This is a genomic window from Ensifer sp. ENS02 (genome assembly GCF_014851885.1).
Taxonomy (GTDB): domain Bacteria; phylum Pseudomonadota; class Alphaproteobacteria; order Rhizobiales; family Rhizobiaceae; genus Ensifer; species Ensifer adhaerens.
This window is the reverse complement of sequence record NZ_JACVAO010000008.1, coordinates 65981-83315: the sequence shown is the minus strand read 5'-3', so window position 1 is coordinate 83315 and position 17335 is coordinate 65981. Positions and strand designations below refer to the sequence as shown.

At 63.0% G+C, this 17335-nt stretch carries 15 protein-coding genes; 6 read left to right on the top strand and 9 right to left on the bottom strand.

Annotated elements, in window-relative coordinates; genetic code table 11:
* Nucleotides 1–31: 31 nt before the first annotated feature.
* Both IB262_RS17950 and xylA read right to left on the bottom strand, forming a co-directional pair.
* Nucleotides 32–1084 carry a sugar phosphate isomerase/epimerase gene (locus IB262_RS17950; protein ID WP_034787015.1) on the bottom strand — a complete coding sequence of 351 codons (1053 nt, stop codon included), beginning with the start codon at nt 1082–1084 and terminating at the stop codon, nt 32–34.
* A gap of 326 nt (nt 1085–1410) precedes the next feature.
* The gene (gene xylA, locus IB262_RS17945; RefSeq protein WP_034787018.1) at nt 1411–2721 is read right to left on the bottom strand and encodes a xylose isomerase; all 1311 of its coding nucleotides are present in this window, start codon (nt 2719–2721) and stop codon (nt 1411–1413) included.
* Nucleotides 2722–2863: 142 nt separating this feature from the next.
* On the opposite strand from xylA, the gene IB262_RS17940 reads away from it, so the two are divergent.
* A complete protein-coding gene (locus IB262_RS17940) occupies nt 2864–3226 on the top strand; it encodes a nuclear transport factor 2 family protein (protein ID WP_060581313.1) in 363 nt (120 codons plus the stop codon).
* A 35-nt stretch (nt 3227–3261) separates the two neighbouring features.
* Here the strand turns inward: IB262_RS17940 and xylB are convergent, their stop codons facing one another.
* The 5 genes from xylB to IB262_RS17915 all read right to left on the bottom strand — a co-directional run bounded on the left by xylB (nt 3262) and on the right by IB262_RS17915 (nt 10104).
* A complete protein-coding gene (xylB, locus tag IB262_RS17935; RefSeq protein ID WP_112976405.1) occupies nt 3262–4716 on the bottom strand; it encodes a xylulokinase in 1455 nt (484 codons plus the stop codon).
* A gap of 50 nt (nt 4717–4766) precedes the next feature.
* The gene (locus IB262_RS17930) at nt 4767–5804 is read right to left on the bottom strand and encodes a LacI family DNA-binding transcriptional regulator (protein WP_112976367.1); all 1038 of its coding nucleotides are present in this window, start codon (nt 5802–5804) and stop codon (nt 4767–4769) included.
* A gap of 145 nt (nt 5805–5949) precedes the next feature.
* A complete protein-coding gene (locus IB262_RS17925; RefSeq protein WP_192493724.1) occupies nt 5950–7065 on the bottom strand; it encodes a metallophosphoesterase in 1116 nt (371 codons plus the stop codon).
* An 89-nt stretch (nt 7066–7154) separates the two neighbouring features.
* Complete coding sequence (locus IB262_RS17920; RefSeq protein ID WP_089044924.1) at nt 7155–8744, bottom strand: DHA2 family efflux MFS transporter permease subunit; 1590 nt, start codon at nt 8742–8744, stop codon at nt 7155–7157.
* 148 nt (nt 8745–8892) lie between these two features.
* Nucleotides 8893–10104 carry an HlyD family secretion protein gene (locus IB262_RS17915; RefSeq protein WP_034787034.1) on the bottom strand — a complete coding sequence of 404 codons (1212 nt, stop codon included), beginning with the start codon at nt 10102–10104 and terminating at the stop codon, nt 8893–8895.
* A gap of 191 nt (nt 10105–10295) precedes the next feature.
* Here IB262_RS17915 and IB262_RS17910 point away from each other — a divergent pair, with 191 nt between their 5' ends.
* The 3 genes from IB262_RS17910 (at nt 10296) to IB262_RS17900 (ending at nt 12837) form a co-directional block, all read left to right on the top strand.
* Nucleotides 10296–10967 carry a TetR/AcrR family transcriptional regulator gene (locus IB262_RS17910; RefSeq protein WP_226020723.1) on the top strand — a complete coding sequence of 224 codons (672 nt, stop codon included), beginning with the start codon at nt 10296–10298 and terminating at the stop codon, nt 10965–10967.
* A 111-nt stretch (nt 10968–11078) separates the two neighbouring features.
* Nucleotides 11079–11918: an AraC family transcriptional regulator gene (locus IB262_RS17905; protein ID WP_034787039.1), complete on the top strand. Its 840-nt coding sequence runs from the start codon at nt 11079–11081 to the stop codon at nt 11916–11918.
* Nucleotides 11919–12087: 169 nt separating this feature from the next.
* The gene (locus IB262_RS17900; RefSeq protein ID WP_034787044.1) at nt 12088–12837 is read left to right on the top strand and encodes a TerC family protein; all 750 of its coding nucleotides are present in this window, start codon (nt 12088–12090) and stop codon (nt 12835–12837) included.
* A 239-nt stretch (nt 12838–13076) separates the two neighbouring features.
* On the opposite strand, the gene IB262_RS17895 is transcribed toward IB262_RS17900, so the two are convergent.
* Nucleotides 13077–13457 (bottom strand): VOC family protein, encoded by a 381-nt coding sequence (locus IB262_RS17895; RefSeq protein WP_034787050.1) that lies wholly within the window; start codon nt 13455–13457, stop codon nt 13077–13079.
* A 225-nt stretch (nt 13458–13682) separates the two neighbouring features.
* Complete coding sequence (locus IB262_RS17890) at nt 13683–14030, bottom strand: metalloregulator ArsR/SmtB family transcription factor (protein ID WP_043618487.1); 348 nt, start codon at nt 14028–14030, stop codon at nt 13683–13685.
* A 257-nt stretch (nt 14031–14287) separates the two neighbouring features.
* On the opposite strand from IB262_RS17890, the gene gltX reads away from it, so the two are divergent.
* On the top strand, nt 14288–15745 hold the full coding sequence (gene gltX, locus IB262_RS17885; protein ID WP_112976365.1) for a glutamate--tRNA ligase: 1458 nt from the start codon (nt 14288–14290) through the stop codon (nt 15743–15745).
* A gap of 10 nt (nt 15746–15755) precedes the next feature.
* The gene (gene lysS / locus IB262_RS17880) at nt 15756–17252 is read left to right on the top strand and encodes a lysine--tRNA ligase (RefSeq protein WP_112976364.1); all 1497 of its coding nucleotides are present in this window, start codon (nt 15756–15758) and stop codon (nt 17250–17252) included.
* The last annotated feature ends 83 nt before the right edge of the window (nt 17253–17335 follow it).

Genomic DNA, 17335 nt, shown 5'->3' with positions numbered 1-17335 from the left:
CGGGCAGTCGCACCCTCAAGTCCTACCTACCTCAGATCCCCAGCATGCGCCGGTTGGCCGCCTCGTCCGTGCCAGCCCCGGCAAAGTCGTCGAACGCCTTCTCGGTCACGCGGATGATGTGATGCTTGACGAAATCGGCCCCCTCGCGTGCCCCATCCTCTGGATGTTTCAGCGCGCATTCCCACTCGACCACCGCCCAGCCGGCGAAATCGTTGGCGGCCATCTTCGAGAACACCGCACCGAAATCCACCTGGCCGTCGCCGGGCGAGCGGAAGCGGCCGGCGCGGTTGACCCAACCCTGGTAGCCGCCGTAGACGCCCTGGCGCCCGGTCGGGTTGAACTCCGCGTCCTTGACGTGGAACATGCGGATGCGGTCCTTGTAGATGTCGATATTGTCGAGATAGTCGAGGCACTGCAGCACGTAGTGCGAAGGGTCGTAGAGCATGCAGGCGCGGGCATGGTTGCCGGTGCGCTCCAGGAACATCTCGTAGGTGATGCCGTCGTGCAGATCCTCGCCCGGATGGATCTCGTAGCAGACGTCGACGCCACAATCCTCGGCATGGTCGAGGATCGGCTTCCAGCGCTTCGCCAGTTCATCGAAGGCGGTCTCGACGAGACCGGCCGGCCGCTGCGGCCAGGGATAGACGAAAGGCCAGGCGAGCGCGCCGGAGAAGCTTGCCATGGCGTTGAGGCCGAGGTTCTTCGAGGCCGTCAGCGCCAGCTTCACCTGTTCCACCGCCCAGGCCTGGCGTGCTTTGGGATTGCCGCGCACCTCGGGTGCTGCAAACCCCTCGAAGGCTTCATCATAGGCCGGATGCACGGCGACGAGCTGACCCTGCAGATGGGTCGAAAGCTCGGTTACCTCGACGCCATTGTCGCGCGCCGTGCCGGCGAACTCGTCGCAATAGGCTTTCGAGGTCGCGGCCTTTTTCAGATCGATCAGCCGCGCGTCCCAGCTCGGCACCTGCACACCCTTGTAGCCGCAATCGGCCGCCCATTTGGTGATCGCATCCCAGGAATTGAACGGCGCGGCATCGCCAGCGAATTGCGCAAGAAAGAGCCCTGGCCCCTTGATGGTCTTCATGCTGATTTTCCTCCCGATGGAATGGCCGAAATTGGTGTTGGCCTTGTCCTGACAGCCGGCATGAAAGGCGATTGCACGCCTTTGTTTTCTCCCAGAACTGCCGGATCTGAAACGTTGCAGGCGCCGAAGCTAGCAGATTTTCAGCGAGGGGCAACAGCGCACGACCGGATTCCGAAAAGTTTTGTAATCGATTTCATTGCACACGGCATTGGGCCAGCCACGGCACGCCCTTGCTGCAGAAATCCGCGACATCAATGATCGCCTCCCGTGCGCGTCGACGAAGAGAAAGGGCGCTTTCGAGGCGCCCTTTCGATATCCATCTCCGCTCAGACGTAGCGGTTGACGACGTTTTCGAGCAGCTCCTGCTTGCCGGACTTCGGCTGCGGGTTGAGGTCCGACTTCAGCACCCAGGCCTCGATCTCTTCCAGCGAGAAGCCGCCGTCGAGCATCTTCTTGGCTTCCGGCACCTGCCAGCCGGCATAGCGGCCTTCGAGCGGTGCGGAGAGCGCCTTGTCCTCGATCATTTTTGCCGCTGCCTTCAGGCCACGCGCGCAGCAATCCATGCCGCCGATATGGCCGATCAGCAGGTCCTCCGGATCGATCGACTGGCGACGCAGCTTGGCGTCGAAGTTCGTGCCGCCGGTCGCAAAGCCGCCGCCGGCAAGAACCTGGTAATAGGCGAGCGCCATTTCCGGCACGTTGTTCGGGAACTGGTCGGTATCCCAGCCGGACTGGTAGTCGTTGCGGTTCATGTCGATCGAGCCGAAGATGCCGAGCGCGTTGGCAAGCGCCAGTTCGTGCTCGAAGGAGTGGCCGGCAAGGATCGCATGGCCCTGCTCGATGTTGACCTTCACCTCGTTTTCCAGGCCGTAGTTCTTCAGGAAGCCGTAGACCGTCGCGACATCGTAGTCGTACTGGTGCTTGGTCGGTTCCTGTGGCTTCGGCTCGATCAGGATCGCGCCCTTGAAGCCGATCTTGTGCTTGTACTCGACGACGAGGTTGACGAAACGGCCGAGCTGGTCGAGCTCGCGCTTCATGTCGGTGTTGAGCAGCGTCTCGTAGCCTTCACGACCGCCCCAGAGCACGTAGTTCTGGCCGCCGAGGCGCTTTGTGGCGTCAAGGCAGGTTTTCACCGTCGCGGCTGCGAACGCGAAGACATCCGGATCTGGATTGGTCGCCGCACCCGACATGTAGCGCCGGTTGGAGAAGAGGTTCGCCGTGCCCCAGAGCAGGTTTACGCCGGTCTCGGCCTGCTTCTTTTCGAAGTAGTCGACAATCTCGTTGAGGTTCTTCGTGTTCTCGACGAAGCTTTTGCCTTCCGGGCGCACGTCGGCATCGTGGAAGCAATAGAACGGGACGCCGAGCAGGTCGAAGAATTCGAAGGCGACGTCGGCCTTCAGCTTGGCCGCAGCCATGTCGTCCTTGAACCAGGGACGTTCGAAGGTCTGTCCGCCGAAGGGGTCGCCGCCCGGCCAGACGAAGGTGTGCCAGTAGGCAACCGCGAAGCGCAGGTGATCTTCCATGCGCTTGCCGAGCACGACCTCGTCCTTGTTGTAATGGCGGAAGGCGAGCGGGTTGGCGCTATCCGGTCCTTCATATTTGATCTTGGCGATATCGCCGAAAAAGCCAGTGCTCACGGGTCTTGCTCCTCTTTCAAGAGTGGTGTCGGCCGGCGTCGCCCATGCGATAGGCGCGGCCATTACGTGGAAGGTAATTGGTTTCATTCCCTCGTCCGGCGATACCGGAAGCATCGAAACGCCAAACGAAAGGAACACTTCGATGCACGACTTCAACGCTATCGCTAGAGCCTACATCGCCGCCTGGAACACGACCGACGCCGCAAGCCGCGCCGGCCTGATCGAGAAGGCCTTCACCGCCGACGTCGCCTATCGCGACCCGATCATGCAGGGCGACGGCCATGCCGGCGTGGATGCGCTCATTGCCGGCGTGCACGGACAGTTCCCCGGCTTCCGCTTCACGCTGAAGGGTGCCGCCGACGGTTACGCCGACACGATCCGCTTTTCCTGGGCACTCGGTCCGGACGGCGTTCCCTCTGTCATCGAAGGCACCGATGTCTGCCAGATCGAAGATGGTCGCCTGAAGACGGTCACCGGTTTCCTCGACAAGGTTCCGGCCGGCTGAGCACGCGGCGGCGGATCGAGACAGGGGGCGCCGTATCACGACACGGCGCCCTTGATCGCCGGATAGAGCCGGCGGTAGCGCTGGTAGCTCGCCTCATAGGCCGAAACCAGCGACGCCTCCGGCGCAATGGTCTCGGCCGTCTGTGGGGCGTAGCAGGTGACAACGGGATCGGCACCGGTCGCGGCGATCAGGCCAAGGCGGGCCGCCCCGAAGGCAGCGCCGAAATCGCCGTCAGCGGGCAGATCGACCGGCAGGTTGAGCGCCGTGGCGATCGATTTGAGCCAGTAGCGCGAGCGCGAACCACCACCGATCGCCGTCACCCGAGAAAGCGTCGTGCCGGCGGCGCGCAAGGCTTCCAGGCTGTCGCGAATGGCGAAGGACACGCCCTCCATCACCGCCTGGGTCAGCACCACCCGGCCGCTCTCATGGCCAAGTCCGACAAAGGCGCCACGGATCGCCGCGTCATTGTGCGGCGTACGCTCGCCCGACAGATAGGGAAGGAAAGTGACGCCCGAAGGCGCCTTCAGATGATCGCCGAGTTCGGCGCTCAGGTCGGCAGCACTGCGGCCGGCGATGCCGGAGTACCAGTTCAACGCATCGGTCGCAGACAGGATCACGCCCATCTGGTGCCAGGTATTCGGCAGCGCGTGGCAGAAGGCATGCACGGCGCTTTCCGGGTTGGGCAAGTAGCTCGCATTCGCCGCGAAGAGAACACCCGAGGTACCGAGCGAGACGAAGGCATTGCCCTCGCCGACCGTGCCCATGCCACAGGCAGAAGCCGCATTGTCGCCTGCACCGCCGGCAACCACGACGTCACCGGAAATGCCCCAGCGCGCGGCCAGTTCCGAACGCAGCTTCCCGGCCGCATCGGTTCCCTCGACCAGACTCGGCATCTGCTTTTCGTCCATGTCGGTGGCGGCAAGCAGGCTTTCCGACCACTGCCGCTTGCCGGTATCGAGCCAGGCAGTGCCGGCGCTGTCGGACATTTCCGACATGTGCTCGCCGGTCAGCCACAGGCGCAGATAATCCTTCGGCAGCAGCACCCAGCGCACCTTGGCGAAGATGTCGGGCTCGTTGGCCCGCACCCAGGCAAGCTTCGGTGCGGTGAAGCCGGGGAAGACGATGTTGCCGGTGATGGCGCGGAACTGCGGGTCCGCATCGAGCGCTGCCGCCTCTCGGAAGCTGCGGGTGTCGTTCCAGAGGATGCAGGGCCGAAGCACCCGGTCGTCGGCATCAACCAGCGTCGCACCGTGCATCTGGCCGGAAAGGCCGATACCGCGCACCGCCGAAAGCTCCGCCGGGTGTGCCGCCTTCAGCCCGGCAATTGCCTCTTCGGTGGCGCGCACCCAATCAGCCGGGTCCTGTTCCGACCAGCCGGGATGCGGCCGCGAGACGTCGAGCGCGCCGGAGGCCGAACCGACGATGCGCTGGCCGCCATCGATCAACATTGCCTTGACGCCCGAGGTGCCGAGATCCAGTCCGAGATACATGCTTGCCTCCATTGAGCAATTCTTCGAAAGAACTGCGTAAATTCAAAGCGCTACGCCGGATCGACCGGCAGGTTGTCCTTCAGGAAAATTTCGATGCGGATGCGCTCCTGCGCCCCGATCACCGAAAGGCCGTCGGCGCGGGCCTTCAGCACCCGGATGGCGCTGCGCACCTCATGGCCGCCGTCCTGATTGAGGAGAGCGTCGAGCGTGCCGGAGAGAAGTGCCGCGCGGCTGTGCGGCGTCAGTTCATGGGCGATGGCGCAGACAGCCTTTTCGCGACCTGCCTTTTCCAGTGCCGCGATCAGGCCGCGATTGCCGGCGCCGAGACTGTAGATGCCGGCAAGCTCCGGTTGATCGGCGAGAAGGTTGGAGACGAGGCGATCGACCTCGGCCGGATCGTCATGGCCTTCGACGACGGGCAGCAGCCGGCGGCCAGGCGCACTTTCTGCCATGGCCGCGCCAAAGCCTTCGAGACGGTCGCGATGGTCGCGCACCAGCATCGAGCCGGCTACGATCGCCACCGGGCCGTTTCGGCCACCGAGGAAACGCCCCATCAGGGTGCCGGCGGTCCGGCCGGCGGCAACGTTGTCGACACCGGCGAAATGATCGCGCGACGACCCCGGCAGGTCGGAAACCAACGTCACGACGGCGACGCCGTCTTCACGCAGCGCATCTACCGCACTGACGACCTCGGGCGCATCGATCGCAACGACCGCGACGCCGGCCGGGTCAAGCGCCCGCGCTTTATGAAGCGCTGCAGCTAACGCTTCCGGGTCGAAGACCGGGACGGACAAGACCGTGATCGCCGTGCGCTCGACTGCCGAGCGCGCCTTCGCCGCCTCCACCTCGGCCGCAAGGCCGCGCATGAAGGTGTTGTCGCCCTCCGGCAGGATGAAGACCAGCGGGTAGATCCGGCTCTTGGCGAGGTTGGCGGCGGCGACGTCGCGCACATAGCCGAGCGCTTCGATGGCGCGCTCGACCTTGTCGCGGGTGACGCTGCGCACGCCCGGGCGGTTGTTCAGAACCCGGTCGACGGTCGCGAGGCTGACCCCCGCTCTAGCAGCGATATCGTGAACTGTCGGGCGCATGTTTTCCTCCGGGTTCTGCCTTTAGAGGAATTTCTGATGTACGTAAATCAAAAATCCGCAAGACGTGGAAAACGGAGCGCCGCGCGGCTGTCCGGAGACAGGGGATTCGACCCCTTAATGGTTTGATTCAGATAGATTTTTCGACCTAGGAAAGGCGCTTGCTGAAGGCATCGGTAAAGACAACCTCGCCATGGCTCTGTCCAGCCTCCGCCAGTGCCACGTCCATGAAGCCATCAGTCACGCGCACGACGGCAAAGCCGCCCATGTAGGCGGCCTTCGGCTTGATGAGATCGAGCCCGCCCTTCCGGTAGATCATTGCGGTTTCGTGCTGATGCCCGTGGAACAGGCCTATGACGTTGCTGCCTTTGACGGTGTCGAGCAGCGCCTGGCGCTCATCGACGCTCCACCAGTGGGGAGCGCCGTCGCCCTCGTCGTCGAAGATTTTCGCTTTCGCATCCCAGACCTCGGTCGAAAAGGCGTCCCAGCCGTAGTGCTGGAAGAGGATCACCGGCCGGCCGTCGGCGGCATAGGACGCCAGATCCTGTTTCAGCCAGGGCAGCGCATTGACCGCACCCTTGGTCTCGTCGCCGCCGAAGCGCTGCAACTGCACCAGATGCAGCCCGCCCCAGTCCCAGGAGTAGCAATCCGACAGCGGATCGTAGTTGGTGACCGGCACCGGAGGCTTGTAGAACACCGACTGGCGGTGGTTGAGCTCGACATAGTCGCGCAGTTCGCGGCGATACCAGTCGACATGCGGCGAGGGCCCATCCTGGTCGAGGTCGTGGTTGCCGAGGCCGACATAGACGGGCATGTGGACGTGGTCGGGTCCCGCCCCTTCCTGGTAGCGACTTGAGAATTGCTGCAACTGCCGCCCCTCGCGCGGCTGGCGCACCTGGCCGCCGCCGTCATCGGTGAGATCGCCGCCGAGCACCAGGCCGAGCGGCTTGCCGATCTCTCGCCCGGCGCTTGCAAGCCCGCTCGGCTTGCCGGCAACCGTCTCCGGCCAGCGCATGGCGTGCACGGCATTCAGCGCCGCGACGTGGCGCAGTAGATTTCCGTCCGTCTTGCCTTCGGCCGCGCAGTTGGGAGCAAGCCCTTCGATCGAAACGAGGCAGGCATGGATATCGTTGGAAAACAGGAATGTCGCGTCGATGGCCGGGACTGCGGCGCGGCTTCGGGAGGCAGCAAGCGCTGCCCCGAGACCGGCAAGGCTCGCAACGAATGATCGCCTGGATATGCCGTCAGAACCCGATCGCCGCATGCCGCTCCCCCTCTCACACTTGGGACAGAAGTGTGCCGCAAGGCGCGGCTCGCGTAAACCGAGAGTCGCGTCCTGCTTAAGAGGGGGAGCTAGTGACCGCCGCCGCTAGGGCCGACGCCCTCGGGCTTCTTGATCATCATGACGCCGAGGATCAGCGACAGGAACAGCACCGTCAGCAGCATGAAAATGTCGCCGAAGGACAGGATGATCGCCTGCTTCTGCGCCATGCCCGCAAGCTGCTTGATCGCGATCGTCGTGCCGTCGAGACCATGGGCGTTGAAGTTGGCGGCCATGTTGTTGAAGCGTTCCATGGCTTCCGGGTTACCCCACTGGATATGCTCGGCAAGGCGGGCATAGTGGAAGTCCTGGCGCTGGGTCAGGATCGTGTTGATAACCGCGAGCCCCACCGCGCCGCCGAGGTTACGGGTCAGGTTGAACAGGCCCGAGGCGCCGCGCATGCGCGCCGGCGGCATGGTGCCGAGCGCGATGTTGTTGATCGGCACCATGCACAGCATCAGCCCGACGCCGCGCAGGATCTGCGGGATGAACAGCTCGTAGAAGTCCCAGTCGGCCGTCAGGTGCCCCATGATCCAGGTGCCGCTTGCAAAGCTGGTGAAGCCGATCGTCATCAGCACGCGCGGATCGAGCTTGCCCGAGAGAATACCCGCAACCGGCGCCGTGAAGAACATGGCAAGGCCCGAGACGAACATGGTCTCGCCGATCATCAGCGAATCGTAGCCGCGGATACGGCCGAGATAGAGCGGATAAAGATAGGTGAGACCATACAGGCCGATGCCCATCACGAAGGAGAACATCGAGCCGAAGGCGAAGTTTCGGTTGGCAAAAGCCCTGAGGTCGACAACCGGGAACTCCACCTTGAAGGCGCGGTAGAAGAACACGATGGCGGCAATCGCCGAAGCGACGGCACCGATGACAATGTGCTCGTCGTTGAACCAGTCGTTGGTGTTGCCCTCTTCCAGCACGTATTCGAGCGCGCCGAGGAAGATCGCCATCGAGGCGAGACCCCACCAGTCGAACTTCTTGAACAGGCCAAGCTCCGGCTTGTCGAAGTCGATGAAGGTCCAGGTGAGCGTCGCAACGATGATGCCGGGAATGACGTTGACGAGGAACAGCCAGTGCCAGGAGAAGGCGTGGCTGAGATAGCCGCCGACCGTCGGACCGATCGTCGGGGCAAGCGTGGCGATCAGGCCGATGATCGGCGAGACGATGTTGCGCTTCGACGGCGGGAAGATGGTGAAGGCGGCCGCAAAGACCGACGGGATCATGCCGCCGCCGATGAAGCCCTGGATCGCGCGGTAGACGATCATCTGGTCGATGTTCGTCGCGGTCGCCGCAAGCGCGCTTGCCGCGGTGAAGCCCGCCGCCGAAACCGAGAACAGCACACGCGTCGAGACGATGCGCGCCAGCGTGCCCGAGAGCGGGATCATGATGACTTCGGCAATGAGATAGGAGGTCTGCACCCAGCCGATCTCGTCGGAACCGGCCGAAAGGCCGGCCTGGATCTCGGCAAGCGAGGCCGAGACGATCTGGATGTCGAGGATGGCCATGAACATGCCGACGACCATGGCGAAGAAGGCGATCAGCCTCTTCGGGTCCATATGTTCCTCGACCTTCGGTGCGGCGGCCGCCACCGAGCCTGCTGTTGCCGTTGCGGCCATCTCAGCCACTCCTTGCATGGGCGCGCTTGGGCGCCAGCGTTCTGGACATGCGCGTTTCGCCGCGCCGGCGTTCCGGACTTTACCGCGCTCCGTAGCGCCAGGGTCTCGACAAAAGGCGCGCCCAAGGGCGCGCCGGCATTTCGTCCGCTTACTTGGTCGCGGCAACCTTGGTCTGATCCGGCGCTGTGCGCGTGTCGACATCGACGACAACGCTCAAGCCCGCGCGCAGGTGACCTTCAGCCAGCACGTCGGCCGGCAGGGTGATGCGCACCGGCACGCGCTGGATCACCTTGGTGAAGTTGCCGGTGGCGTTTTCCGCCGGCAGCAGCGAGAAGACCGAACCGGAGGCCGGCGAGATCGAGGCGACCGTGCCTTCGATCGCATGATCCTCATAGGCGTCGACATGCACCTTCACCTTGGAGCCCGGCACCAGATGGGCGATCTGGGTCTCCTTGAAGTTGGCGTCGATATAGAGCTGGTCGACCGGAACCAGGGCGGCAAGCCGCTGGCCGGCCGACACGAGGTCGCCGACCTGCACCGCGACGTTGCCGACGATGCCGTCATAGGGCGCCTTCAGCACGGTGAAGCCGAGGTCGCGGTTGGCCTTGTCGCGCGCAAGCTCCAGCGAACGGATCTCGCTTTCGGCTTCCGTGCGCTGCGCTTCGAGAACGGTGATGCTGGCGTTGGCGGCGGCGATGTTGGCGTCCGCCCCGGCAAGGTTTGCCCGTGCCTGGTCGAGCGCCACATCGGCGTTATCGAGCGAAGCGACGGTGCCAACGGCCTTGGACTGGAGGTCGCTCGCGCGCTTCTGCGCGAGCTCGGCGCCGCGCACCGTCGCTTCGAGAGCCTTCTTCTGCGCTTCGGTCTGGGCAAGGCTCGCCTTGGCGCCGGCGATCTGCGCATCGAAGCGGCTGAGCGCAAGCTTCTGGGTGGCAATCTTCGCCTCGGCCTGCTCGGCGGCGATGCGGTAGTCGCCGTCATCGAGCGTGACCAGCGGGTCGCCGGCCTTCACCTTCTGGTTGGCGACGGCGTCGACCTTGGCGACATAACCGGAAACCTTCGGCGAAATCGTCGCGATGTCGCCTTCGATATAGGCGTCATCGGTCGAGATCATGAAGCGGCCATTGGTCCACCAGTCGTAGCCATACCAGGCACCAGCAGCCAGAAGCGCCAGGCCGAGTACGGGAAGGATGGGCTTGCGCGCCTTCTTCTGCGGCGCAGCGGCTTCCTTTGCCGGAGCCGGCGCGACCGCCTGCTCCGCAGCGGGCGCCTTCGCCTCAAGCGCGGTTTCCTGCTGCACTTCGAAAGTCTCGTCGACGGGACGGACGCGGGCAGCGCTGGACGTGTTGGATGCGGACATTGGGCACCGGCCTGGTTAAGGATTGCTGAACGAACTGAACCGTTCGGTTCGATTGGAACTTGACATAGGCCCTTTCTGGTCGCATATCAAGAGGAAATCGAACCGCGTGGTTCGATGACTTAAATTTAATATGAGCAGGGCGGAAACAAGCGACCATCATGAGCGAGGCAAAGAACGGAACCCAGGACGTCATGCAGCCGGCAGCCGGCATGGATGAGGATCTCTGTTCGGGTGGCGGCCGTCACGCCGCCGGCGAGGATCCAGCCAAGCGTGAACAGATCCTCGAAGGCGCGCGACGCGCGTTCCTGAGCCAGGGTTTCGATGCCGCCAGCATGAACGACATCACCCGCGAGGCGGGCGTCTCCAAGGGCACGCTCTACGTCTATTTCGAGAACAAGGAAGACTTGTTCAAGGCACTGATCATCAAGGGCAAGACCCGGGTGGTCCAGACCGCCAAGCACGCGCTCAACGATCACGACGACGTCGAAGAATCACTCTACGATTTCGGCGTGACGCTGACGACGAGCATGACGGCGGAAGAGACGATCCGCTCCATGCGCATGGTGATCGGGGTGATCGACCGCATGCCGCATCTGGCCGAACGCTTCTTCAGCGAAGCACCGGAGAACGGCTACACTGTGCTCAAGGCCTATCTCGACCGCCAGGTCCCGACCGGCGTGCTCGACATCGACAACACAGAAATGGCCGCCCGCCAGTTTATCGAGATGGCCCAAGCCGGCCTCTTCAAGCACCGGCTTTTCGGCGGCATGTGTTCGGCACCGCCGAAAGAACAGATCGAGGCGACAGTGACCGCCGCCGTCCGCGTCTTCATGTCCGCCTACGGTCCGAAGAAGAAGAAATAGGCGGACTGACGCCGAACCTCCTTCAGCCCTCCTGCGTTTCAATCGAGCAATTTCGATCAAGCGCGCCTTCAGCCGAGCCCCTATCAAAAGGGCGTTGCCAGGGGAGTGAAGATGAGTGCCATCGGACGGGCGGTCTGGTTCATCGAGAGCCATTTCGCAAAAGAGATATCGCTGGATGAAATCGCCGGGGCCGCGGGCCTTTCGCGCTTCCATCTTTCGCGCGTTTTCGGGCTGGTCACCGGCCGCTCGATCACCGCCTATATCCGCGGACGGCGTCTCAGCGATGCCGCCAGCGCGCTTGCCGATGGCTCCATCAGCATTCTCTCGGTGGCACTCGATGCGGGCTACAGCTCGCACGAGGCTTTCACCCGTGCCTTTCGCGACCAGTTCGGCGTGACACCCGAAACGGTTCGCAAGCAAAGGCACATTCGAAACATCGAGCTGATGGAGCCTTTAAGAATGGACGATACTCGCCTTCTCAAGATCGACCCGCCCCGCTTCGAAGACAGCCCGCCATTGCTTCTGGCCGGCCTTTCGGAAACCTACACCTACGGCCGCACCGAAGGCATCCCGTCGCTCTGGCAACGGTTCAATCGCCATTTCGGCGCGATACCCGGACAGAGAGGCGACATCGCCTACGGTGTGTGCACCGACAGCAACGGCGAGGCTGGCACCTTCCGCTACATGGCGGCGGCCGAAATCAGCGACGCCGACGACCTGGCGGAAGGCTTTTCGACGCTACGGCTGCCGAAGCAGCGCTACGCCGTCTTTCTGCATCGCGGGCACATCTCCGCGATCGCCAAAACCGCCGACTACGTCTTCGGCACATGGCTGCCCGAATCCGGACTGCAGCATGGAGAAACGCCCGACCTCATCGAACGCTATGATGCGCGCTTTGACCCGCATTCGGGCATGGGCGTGGTCGAAATGTGGATTCCTGTCAAATCGTAAACGGTAAAGCGCCGCTGCAATCGGGCAGCGGCGCTTGTCTCTTCCGCAATGTTTCTTAAATACTTTCGGCGATTCTTGCGCGTCGACGCGCCATCCCCCACAGCGCCGCGCGTCCATCGGACGCGCGGCGCTGTGGAACTTTTGAAGTGCTGAAAGAGAAAGATCGCCGATGCAGGATATCCTGTTGCTTGCTCAAGACCCCGCCGCCTGGGTCGCCCTCGTCACCCTGGTCGTCATGGAGGTGGTTCTCGGCATCGACAACCTGATCTTCATCTCGATCCTCACCAACAAGCTGCCTGTCGAGCATCGCGAAAAGGCCCGGCGCATCGGTATCGCCCTTGCCCTCGTCATGCGCCTTGCGCTGCTCGGCACGGTTGCCTGGATCGTCAAGCTGACGACGCCGGTGTTCGAGGCCTTCGGCCACGGCTTCTCCTGGAAGGACATGATCCTCATTGCCGGCGGCCTGTTCCTCGTCTGGAAGGCGACCAAGGAAATCCACCACAATGTCGATCCGGCCGATCACGGCGAGGACTTTATCGCCTCCTCGGCGATCAACAGCTTCGGCGCCGCGATCGCCCAGATCCTTTTGCTCGACCTCGTCTTCTCCGTCGACAGCATCATCACCGCCGTCGGCATGACACCGCACCTGCCGATCATGGTCATCGCCGTCATCGCCGCCGTCACGGTCATGCTCGTTGCCGCCAACCCGCTCGCCAACTTCATCGAGAAGAACCCGACGATCGTCATGCTGGCGCTCGCCTTCCTGCTGATGATCGGCACGACACTGATCGCCGAAGGCATGGGCCTGCATGTGCCGAAGGGTTACATCTACGCCGCCATGGCCTTCTCGGCGCTCGTCGAAATCCTCAACATGGTCGCGCGCAATGCGCGCCTGAGGAAGGCCGGAAAGCTCGACTGACGCGCCGGGCCGAAAACAATCCCGTCATGAGAAAGGCCCGCATCCAAGATGCGGGCCTTCTGCTTGCGGGAGTTCTGGAAGACGCGGAGCCCGGCTGACCGGCCGTCAACCGCGAGCCATCGGCGGCAAGACAAACGGGGTCGTTTCCTCTTTCCGCCAAGCTTGCCGGGGCCAGTCCCCACGCCTTCTGGTTGGACAACGCATCTCCTCAGGAAACGTTCCGATCCGGTTTCAGCCGCTCAAACATCCGGGCGATGGCCGACCTCGACCAGAATGTTGCCGGGTATCACTACGTAGAAAACATAGGCGCCGTGCCGATCGGCAGGCGGGATCACCTGGGCGCCGGATCCAAGCACCCGCTGATAGGCATCGTCGACGTCGGCCCGCACCGGCAGCAAAAAGCCGATGTGGTAGGTCTGGGTCCCGAGGCTGACCTGATCGCCGCCGCCGAGCGCAGTGATCGGCGGGCTGACGACGAGCACCAGGCCGGAACCGTCCGTCAGGCGGAAAAAGGCATCCTTGCCGCGTTTTTCGACCAGCGTCAGGCCGAAATGATCGATGAGGAAGGACGCCGTTTCGGCAACGACAGGGCTATAGAGGTCGATATGGTTCAGTCGCATGTTTACAGTCTCCGAGTTCGAGAAACGCGGCGGACTGCGTCGATTGCATACACCCCGCCGCGGACCGATGCGATTGCATCGGAACCACGTCGCGGGTTCGAACGGGACGTTCGAGCAGAGCTTCGTTTAGAAAACCGAAGGGACCGGGCTTACCTTATCCGGTCCTGCCTTTTTCGACGTCCCTGCTTAGCGCAGAACGGCCAAGGACGGAAGACGGGGCGGCGATCAGTTCTTGCCGGCACCGGGGTCGATATGCTGGAGTTCCTGCAGATAGGCGTCGAGACGGTCGAACTTCTGCTCCCAGAAGCGACGATAGCCATCGAGCCAGCTGTTGACGTCCTTCAGCGGGGCGGCTTCAAGCTTGCATGGTCGCCACTGCGCTTCGCGGCCACGGCTGATCAGCCCGGCGCGCTCGAGAACCTTGAGATGCTTGGAGACTGCCGGCAGGCTCATTTCGAAGGGCTCCGCCAGCTCGCCGACCGAGGCCTCTCCAAGTGCGAGGCGGGCGAGAATGGCCCTTCGCGTTGGATCGGCCAGGGCTGAGAGCGTCGTCGACAAGCGATCTTCCGGCATTTTCTAAAAAACCTTTCAGTTAAATAACCTTTTGGTTCATTAACGCCCGCTGGCGGCAGTGTCAACAAAAACCGGCGTGATCGGGTTTCCGTTGACATGATCGGCGTTCTATGGTCTCACGCGAGCCTATTGGAATAGCCTGCCGATACCGTTGTTGCGGCACCCTTGCGGGCCTTTCCTTCCCATAAAATGCGCGCCCCCGGCGGCCGGTTTCTTCTCCGGCAAGGGGCGAAAAGCACGTCAGACGGGCAAAGACCATGGCAAATTCAGCAGTCCGGGTACGCATCGCACCCTCCCCCACCGGCGAGCCGCATGTCGGCACCGCCTACATCGCTCTGTTCAACTACCTCTTCGCAAAGAAGCACGGCGGCGAGTTCATCCTGCGCATCGAAGACACCGATGCCACCCGCTCGACGCCCGAGTTCGAACAGAAGGTGCTGGACGCGTTGAAATGGTGCGGGCTCGAATGGTCGGAAGGTCCTGATGTCGGTGGTCCCTATGGTCCCTACCGCCAGAGCGACCGCAAGGACATGTACCGCCCCTACGTCGAGAAGATCGTCGAGAATGGTCACGGCTTCCGCTGCTTCTGCACGCCCGAGCGGCTCGAGCAGATGCGCGAGAGCCAGCGCGCCGCCGGCAAGCCGTCGAAGTACGACGGCCTGTGTCTCCACCTGTCCGCCGAAGAAGTGACCTCGCGCGTTGCCGCCGGCGAGCCGCATGTCGTGCGCATGAAGATCCCGACCGAGGGCTCGTGCAAGTTTACTGACGGCGTCTATGGCGACGTGGAAATTCCGTGGGATGCCGTCGACATGCAGGTCCTCTTGAAGGCCGACGGCATGCCGACCTACCACATGGCCAACGTCGTCGACGACCACCTGATGAAGATCACCCATGTCGCCCGCGGCGAGGAGTGGCTGGCCTCCGTGCCGAAGCACATCCTGATCTACCGCTATCTCGGCCTCGAGCCGCCGGTCTTCATGCACCTGTCGCTGATGCGCAATGCCGACAAGTCGAAGCTGTCGAAGCGCAAGAACCCGACGTCGATCTCGTACTACACGGCGCTTGGCTATCTGCCGGAAGCGCTGATGAACTTCCTCGGCCTGTTCTTCATCCAGATCGCCGAAGGCGAGGAGTTGCTGACGATCGAGGAACTGGCTGCAAAGTTCGACTCGGAGAACCTCTCCAAGGCCGGCGCGATCTTCGACATCCAGAAGCTCGACTGGCTGAACGCCCGCTGGATCCGCGAGAAGCTTTCGGAAGAAGAATTCGGTGCCCGCGTCCTTGCCTGGGCCATGGAAAACGACCGCCTGAAACAGGGCCTGAAGCTCAGCCAGTCGCGCATTTCGAAGCTCGGCGAACTGCCTGATCTCGCAAGCTTCCTTTTGAAGTCCGACCTCGGCCTCAAGCCCGAAGCCTTCGCCGGCGTCAAGTCGACGCCCGAAGAACTGCTCGAGATCCTCAACACCGTTCAGCCGGACCTTGAAAAGATCCTCGAATGGAACAAGGAATCGATCGAAGCCGAACTGCGCGCGGTCGCCGAGCGCATGGGCAAGAAGCTGAAGGTGATCCTGGCGCCGCTCTTCGTGTCTGTATCCGGCTCGCAGCGCTCGCTGCCGCTGTTCGACAGCATGGAAATCCTCGGCCGCGCCGTGGTCCGCCAGCGTCTCAAGGTCGCGTCCCAGGTGGTCGCCTCCCTGGTCGGCAGCGGAAAGTAAGGAGAGCACGATGAACGACAAGACCGAGACCACTGGCCTCTCCTCCGACGCCACGGAAGTGCGCGCACAGAAGCTGAAGCTTTTGCGCGAGCAGATCGGCGACGTCTATCCGGCGCATTTCCACCGGACGATGAGCAATGCCGAGTTGACTGCCAAGTACGAAGGCCTGGAGCCGGATACCGAGACCCAGGATGTCGTGACCGTTGCCGGCCGCGTCTATTCCTCGCGCAACTCCGGCATGTTCATGGACATCCATGACGCCTCCGGCAAGATCCAGATCTTCAGCCATAAGGACACCACGCCGGAAGACGCCCGCGCGCTACTGCCGATGATCGACATTGGCGACATCATCGGCGTGACCGGCGTCGTTCGCCGCACCAAGCGTGGTGAGCTGACGATCAACGCCCAGGCAATCACCATGCTGACGAAGTCGCTGCTGCCGATGCCCGAAAAGTGGCACGGCCTCTCCGACATCGAGATCCGCTACCGCAAGCGCCACCTCGACATCATGACCAACGAGGAATCGAAGCTGCGCTTCCAGCAGCGCAGCAAGATCGTCTCGGGCATCCGCCGCTTCATGGAAAACGACGGCTTCATGGAAGTCGAAACGCCGATGCTGCACTCGGTCTACGGCGGCGCCACCGCCGAGCCGTTCAAGACGCATCACAACACGCTGAAGCTCGACATGTTCCTGCGCATCGCGCCGGAACTGTACCTGAAGCGCACGCTGGTTTCGGGCCTCACCGACAAGGTCTTCGAGATCAACCGCAACTTCCGTAACGAAGGCGTCTCCACCCGGCACAATCCGGAATTCACCATGATGGAGTGCTACTGGGCCTATGCCGACTACGAGGACATCATGGACCTCGTCGAGCGGCTGTTCGGTGAGCTTGCCATGGCGATCCACGGCTCGACCGAGTTTGCCTATGGCGACAAGGAAATCTCCTTCAAGGGTCCGTTCCGCCGCGTGCCGATGCCCGACGCTGTCAAGGAAGCGACCGGCATCGACTTCCTGGCGATGAAGACCGACGAAGAAGCCCGCGCTGCCGCCAAGGCTGCCGGCTTCGAGGTCGAGAAGGACTGGACCTGGGGCGAGTGCCTCGCCTTCATCTTCGAAGAGAAGGTCGAAGGCACGCTGATCCAGCCGGCCCACGTCACGCATTTCCCGAAGGACATCTCGCCCTTTGCCAAGGAAGTGCCGGGCGAACCGCGCCTCGTCGAACGTTTCGAGACCTATTGCAACGCCTGGGAACTGGGCAACGCCTTCTCGGAACTCAACGATCCGGAAGAGCAGCGCGCCCGCATGGTCGAGCAGCTCGAGCAGGCGCACGCCCGCGGCGAAAAGGCCAAGCAGCTCGACGACGAGTTCCTTGACGCGATCGACCAGGGCATGCCGCCGGCCGGTGGCCTCGGCATCGGCGTCGACCGCCTGATCATGCTGCTCACCAACGCACCGTCGATCCGCGACGTCATCCTCTTCCCGGCCCGCCGGCAGAAGGCTGACTGATCAAGGTCGCAAAACCCACGAACACGAAGGCCCGCCGCTCACGCGCCGGGCCTTTTTTCAATTCTCAGAAAGAACGGATTACC

Bases quoted from the DNA above. Each gene is read 5' to 3' on its own strand.
- IB262_RS17950 (WP_034787015.1), bottom strand. From the start codon at position 1,084: ATGAAGACCATCAAGGGGCCAGGGCTCTTTCTTGCGCAATTCGCTGGC.
- IB262_RS17940 (WP_060581313.1), top strand. From the start codon at position 2,864: ATGCACGACTTCAACGCTATCGCTAGAGCCTACATCGCCGCCTGGAAC.
- xylB (WP_112976405.1), bottom strand. From the start codon at position 4,716: ATGTATCTCGGACTGGATCTCGGCACCTCGGGCGTCAAGGCAATGTTG.
- IB262_RS17930 (WP_112976367.1), bottom strand. From the start codon at position 5,804: ATGCGCCCGACAGTTCACGATATCGCTGCTAGAGCGGGGGTCAGCCTC.
- IB262_RS17925 (WP_192493724.1), bottom strand. From the start codon at position 7,065: ATGCGGCGATCGGGTTCTGACGGCATATCCAGGCGATCATTCGTTGCG.
- IB262_RS17920 (WP_089044924.1), bottom strand. From the start codon at position 8,744: ATGGCCGCAACGGCAACAGCAGGCTCGGTGGCGGCCGCCGCACCGAAG.
- IB262_RS17915 (WP_034787034.1), bottom strand. From the start codon at position 10,104: ATGTCCGCATCCAACACGTCCAGCGCTGCCCGCGTCCGTCCCGTCGAC.
- IB262_RS17910 (WP_226020723.1), top strand. From the start codon at position 10,296: ATGCAGCCGGCAGCCGGCATGGATGAGGATCTCTGTTCGGGTGGCGGC.
- IB262_RS17905 (WP_034787039.1), top strand. From the start codon at position 11,079: ATGAGTGCCATCGGACGGGCGGTCTGGTTCATCGAGAGCCATTTCGCA.
- IB262_RS17900 (WP_034787044.1), top strand. From the start codon at position 12,088: ATGCAGGATATCCTGTTGCTTGCTCAAGACCCCGCCGCCTGGGTCGCC.
- IB262_RS17895 (WP_034787050.1), bottom strand. From the start codon at position 13,457: ATGCGACTGAACCATATCGACCTCTATAGCCCTGTCGTTGCCGAAACG.
- IB262_RS17890 (WP_043618487.1), bottom strand. From the start codon at position 14,030: ATGCCGGAAGATCGCTTGTCGACGACGCTCTCAGCCCTGGCCGATCCA.
- gltX (WP_112976365.1), top strand. From the start codon at position 14,288: ATGGCAAATTCAGCAGTCCGGGTACGCATCGCACCCTCCCCCACCGGC.
- lysS (WP_112976364.1), top strand. From the start codon at position 15,756: ATGAACGACAAGACCGAGACCACTGGCCTCTCCTCCGACGCCACGGAA.